4 protein-coding genes and 1 pseudogene are annotated in these 5253 nt (G+C 72.8%); all 5 read left to right on the forward strand.

The window, feature by feature from the left end; translation table 11 throughout:
* The first annotated feature begins 3 nt into the window (after positions 1-3).
* The gene (locus tag AE652_RS01190; protein WP_049649155.1) at positions 4-219 is read left to right on the forward strand and encodes an MbtH family protein; all 216 of its coding nucleotides are present in this window, start codon (positions 4-6) and stop codon (positions 217-219) included.
* An 11-nt stretch (positions 220-230) separates the two neighbouring features.
* On the forward strand, positions 231-1496 hold the full coding sequence (locus tag AE652_RS01195) for a cytochrome P450 (protein ID WP_234348170.1): 1266 nt from the start codon (positions 231-233) through the stop codon (positions 1494-1496).
* A gap of 49 nt (positions 1497-1545) precedes the next feature.
* Positions 1546-2295 carry an SRPBCC domain-containing protein gene (locus AE652_RS01200; RefSeq protein ID WP_049649156.1) on the forward strand — a complete coding sequence of 250 codons (750 nt, stop codon included), beginning with the start codon at positions 1546-1548 and terminating at the stop codon, positions 2293-2295.
* Between the two features lie 8 nt (positions 2296-2303).
* Positions 2304-2504: a hypothetical protein gene (locus AE652_RS01205; protein WP_049649157.1), complete on the forward strand. Its 201-nt coding sequence runs from the start codon at positions 2304-2306 to the stop codon at positions 2502-2504.
* A gap of 515 nt (positions 2505-3019) precedes the next feature.
* A pseudogene (locus AE652_RS01210) lies at positions 3020-5253 on the forward strand (hypothetical protein); the annotation flags it as partial.

The raw sequence follows: 5253 nt of genomic DNA on the forward strand, positions 1-5253 counted from the left end.
CCCATGACCAACCCCTTCGACGACCAGGACGGCACCTTCCTCGTGCTCGTCAACGAGGAGAACCAGCACTCGCTCTGGCCGCAGTTCGCGGACGTCCCCGAGGGCTGGACCGTCGTCCACGGCCCCGACACCAACGCCGCCTGCCTGGAGTACGTCGAGAAGTCCTGGACCGACATGCGGCCCAGGAGCCTCGCCGACGCCATGGACACCCGGAAGTAGCGCGGCCCGTAGTGAACCCGACCGACACCACGGACGAGGCCCGCCCCGCGGCGGGCCTCGCCCCGGCCCACGACCCCGTCCCGTCCCACGACTTCGCCGCGGACCTGCTCACCCCCGAGGCCCGGCGGGACCCGTACCCCCTCTACGCCCGCATGCGGCGGGAGAGCCCCGTCCACCGCAGCGACCAGGGCATCTGGTACCTCACCCGGTACGCCGACATCGAGGCGGCCCTGGGCGACCTGCGGCTGTCCAACGACCGCGACCGGATGACCCGGGCCTACAGCGCGCTCGGCGGCGACCTGAAGGCCCTGAGCCGGCTCACCGACCGGCTCGGCCGGGTGATGACCAACACCGACCCGCCGGACCACAGCCGGCTGCGCAAGCTGGCCAACCGGGCCTTCACCGCCCGGCGCGTCGAAGCGCTGCGCGACAGGATCCAGGGCATCGTCGACCGGCTCGTCGACGAGGCGGTCGCGGCCGGGTCGAGCATGGACCTGATCGAGGCCGTCGCCGCCCCGCTGCCGATGTCCGTCGTCTGCGAGCTCTTCGGCATCCCGGAGGAGGACCGGCCGCGGGTCAAGAGCTGGTTCCGCCGCTTCGGCCGGCTCACCGAGGACATCGACAAGTCCGAGGCGGCGATCGACCAGTACGAGGAGTACCTGTCCGGGCTCATCCGGGAGCGCCGGCGCGCGCCGGGCGACGACCTGATCAGCGCCCTGGTCGCCACCCAGGCGCAGGACGAGCGGCTCACCGACTCCGAACTGCTGTCCACCTGCTTCGTCCTGATCACCGCCGGCGACGAGACCACCGCCAACCTGATCAACAACGGCGTCCTCGCCCTGCTGCGCCATCCGGACCAACTGGCCCGGCTGCGCGCGGACCCGGCGCTGATCCGTACCGCTGTCGAGGAACTCGCCCGCTACGACACGGTGACCCAGGCGATCGTCCGGGTCGTCGCGGAGGACCTGGAGATCGGCGGACGGACACTGCGGGAGGGGGACCTGGCGTACCTGTTCCTCGCCGCGGCCAACCGCGACCCGGACCGCTTCGAGGACCCCGACCGGCTCGACCTCACCCGCCCCGGCAACCGGCACCTGACCTTCGGCCACGGCCCGCACTTCTGCCTCGGCGGCCCACTGGCCAAGCTCCAGGCCGAGGTGGCGATCGGCACGCTGGTGCGCCGGCTGCCCGGGCTGCGGCTGGCCGACGAGGCGGCGCTGGACTGGCGGCCCAACCCGCTGCAACGGCGGCTGAGCGCCCTCCCGGTCACCTACTGATCATGAACGACGACCACTGACCATGAACGACGACGAAGGAGTACCGACCATGGCCCGAGAGTTCGAGGTCCGCCGGGAACAGGACCTGCCCGCCACGCCCGAACAGGTCTGGGACGCGGTCGCCACCGGGGCCGGCAACCTCGGCTGGCTGTATCCGATGGAGGTCGAGCCGCGCGTCGGCGGGAAGGCCAGCCGGGGCGACTCCACCGTCGTGGCGTGGGAGCCGCCGCGGCAGTTCGCCGTCCGGGCGACCCAGGACGGCGGGTTCTCCAACACGCTCAGCTACCACATCGAGCCCGCCGACGGCGGAACGAGCCACCTGCGGATGGGCATCCACTGGGTGCACACGGGCGTCGTCGACGAGGCCTGGATGTGGGACGCCAAGTCGGACGCGGCCGAGAAGCACGTCGACTTCTACCAGCACGGCCTCGCCGAGTACCTGCGGCACTTCGCCGGCCGCCCCGCCGTCTACGTCAGGGCCCCGCGCCCCGAACCCACCGCCGACCCGGCGGACTTCGCCGCCCTGCGGCTGCGCCTCGGCCTCGCCGCCGACGCGGCCGTCGGCGACCGCCTGCGGCTCGACGTCCCCGGTACGGACGGAGGGCCGGAAGAGGTGGTCGTGGACTGGCTCAGCCCCGACTTCGTCGGCCTGCGCGGCCCGGACGCGCTCTACCGGTTCTTCAACGGCAGCACCTGGAACGTGCCGATCTGGCTCGGCCACCACCTGTTCGCCGAGGATGCCGACGAGCAGCGGGCCACCGCGGCGTGGACCGCCTGGCTCAACGACACCCAAGCCTAGGAACCCCGATGGAAACCTCCACCAGGACACTGCTCTTCGCCGCCGAACTCGTCGAGGAGAACGGCACGTACACGCTGCTCGTCGAGGACGTGCGAACCGGCAGCGTCGAGACCACCCCGGTCCCCAAGGCCATGGTCGACAAGCTCCCGACCTTCCTCTCGGCGCTCGCCGCCAAGCTTAACCCACCGGCGCCGCGCCGCCGTTGGTAGCCCTTCACGCACCGTGAGGCCGGTGCCGTCCGGGAGTCGCCGCTCCCGGACGGCCCCGGCCTCGCCGCGTCCGGCGGTGTTCACCGGCCGGACCGCCCTCGCCGGCGCGGGTGCGGGCCGACTCCGCTCGACGCGGTCCGTTCATATGACGATGCGTCAACAGACGTGGCACTGGCCCGGGTCGAGTTAGTCACGGTCGGTCGCACCCCGTGAAGGGGGCGCGCGACGGGCGTCGAGCGCGGTGGTCGGACCGTTCGTGTGGGCCGCCGGGATGACCTCCCCAGCGTGCCGGACCGACCCGGATGGTGGAGACGGCATAGTCGTCCCGTCGCCCAATGGCGTGTTCACTCCGTCATCCAGAGTCCTGTGCACACCCTGGAGAGTCCTCGATGCCCAAAGTCAGACGTCGCCGGGGCCTGGTCCCGGCCTTCGGGGTGCGGGGCAGTACCGTCCCGACTCGTCCGTCGAACCGTGCCGCGTCGAAGCGGCGCGGCTGGTCCGGAGCGCTGGCAGCGGTGCTGACGCTGGTACCACTGTCGCTCGTCCCGCTGATGGCCGCCCCCGCCGCGCACGCCGCCCAGGCCTGCCCGCCCGACCCGGGCTACACCGACTGCCTCGCCTTCACCCACACCGGTGGCGGCCAGGACTTCACCGTTCCCCCCGGTGTCACCTCCGTCCGGGCGAAGGCCTGGGGCGCGGGCGCGGCCGCCGAAGCCGACAGCCCCGCGGGAACGGCCGGAGCCGACCACCGGAGCCGACCGGGTGCCGCCGGCGCCTTCGCGACGGCTCTGCTGGACGTGACGCCGGGGCAGCGGCTGACGGTGGTGCCCGGCCAGGGCGGTCGGGCGCACTCCGAGGACCCGAGCTCCCCGGCGGCCCGGACGGCCCTCGGCGGCGGCGCCTCCAGCGTCCTGTCCGACGAGCCGCACGCCTCGGCCCGCACCCTGCTGGCGGCCGACGGCGGCACCTCCCCGAGCGCGGGCGGTACGGCCGTCGGCTCCGGGGGCGGCGACGTTCCGGCGGGCCTGGCGTCGCACCTGACCGAGCGCCAGTACGTCGCCGGGGCGGGCTTCGGCGGCTTCGGTCACCCCGCCGCCCCGGTGAAGCCCGGCGACCGCGACGGACGTGACGGACGTGACGGCCTCGTGGTGCTGGAGTGGCAGGCCCCGGACGCCGCCTCGGCGAAGGCCGCCCCCGTCCAGGGCAACGCCTCGCAGGCCCCGTCCCCCTCGTCGTCCGCGGTGAGCACCCCAGCGTCCGTGCCGTCCGCCGAGAGCGTCCCCCCGGCGGGCACGGCCCCGGCCGGCCACGCGCCCCGGGCACCCGGCCCCCCCTTGGATTGCAGCGGCAACACGATCTACGCCGTCCAGCGCGGCTCCTCGGGCGCCGGTACGGGCACCCTGCTGGCCCTGGCCTCCGGCACCGTCGGCGGCGCCAACGTGACCGCCACGACGGTGAGCACGCTCCCCGCCGGGTCCGGCTTCACGAACGCCCTCGGCATCACGGACGGCGGCACCGCCGCCTACGTGGTCGACCAGACGCCGGCCGTCAGCGGGTCCGTGAACGTGTACGGCTACAACGCGGCCACCGGCGCCTGGACCGTCTACACCGGATCCGCCGGCCCCACCAGTGACTCCTTCGTCGCCGGCGCGGTGAACCCGGTCAACGGCATCTACTACTACGCCAGCTTCGAGCCCGGTACCGCGACCACGCCCGGCGTGGCCACCCTCTACGGGTTCAACACCACCACCAACACCGCGATCCCCGGCGTGATCGGCACGTTCGACCTGCCGGTCACCGGCACCTCCGGCCCCAACGGCGACATCACCTTCGACGCGGGCGGCAACCTCTACATCCTCTCCTCCGTCGGGACCGACGCCGCCATCGGCCGGGTCTCCGCACCGATCCCCACCACGGGGTCGGCCACCGGTGTGCCGCTGACCAGCACGACGCTGAGCACCCTGGACAACCCGACGGACAGGTCCTTCAACGGGGCGGCCTTCGACAACGTCGGCAACCTCTACATCGAGTTCACCTCGGGGACCACCACCTACCTGGAGCGGCTCAACCCGAACACCGGTGCGGTCACGGCCGGTCCCACGCCGTACACCAACAACGCCTTCCTCTCCGTGGACCTCGGCGCCTGCTCCACCAACCCGACCCTGACCCTGCAGAAGGACATCGTCGGCCGCTTCGCCGAGTCGACCACGTCCAACGACCAGTTCACGCTGGAGATCACCGGCGGTGGCGTCACCCAGGGCAACACCGCCACCACGACCGGCACCAGCACGGGCGTCCAGTCGCCCCCGGCCGGCCCGGTCATCGCGCTGTCCGGCACCACCTACACCCTCACCGAGACGGCGGCCTCCGGAAGCCTCTCCGACTACACCGCCACCTACGACTGCGTCGACACGGCCAACGGCAACGCCCCGATCACCTCGGGCAGCGGGGTGACCACCTTCAACCTGCCGTTCCCGGCGACGGTGGAGGACAAGAACAGCCCGATGGTGCTCTGCACCTTCACGAACACCCCGGTCCCGGTGACGCCCGCGCTCACCATCGTGAAGTCGGCGTCGCCGACGACGGTCTCGACGGTCGGGCAGGTCGTGGACTACAGCTTCCTGGTGACGAACACCGGGAACGTGACGCTGACGGACGTGACGGTGAACGAGACGGCGTTCTCGGGTTCCGGGGGGCCGCTCGTGGCGGCCTGTCCGCCGGGTGCGGCCTCGCTCGCCCCCGGTGCGTC

Source organism: Kitasatospora sp. MY 5-36, assembly GCF_001182915.1.
In the GTDB taxonomy this organism is placed as follows: domain Bacteria; phylum Actinomycetota; class Actinomycetes; order Streptomycetales; family Streptomycetaceae; genus Kitasatospora.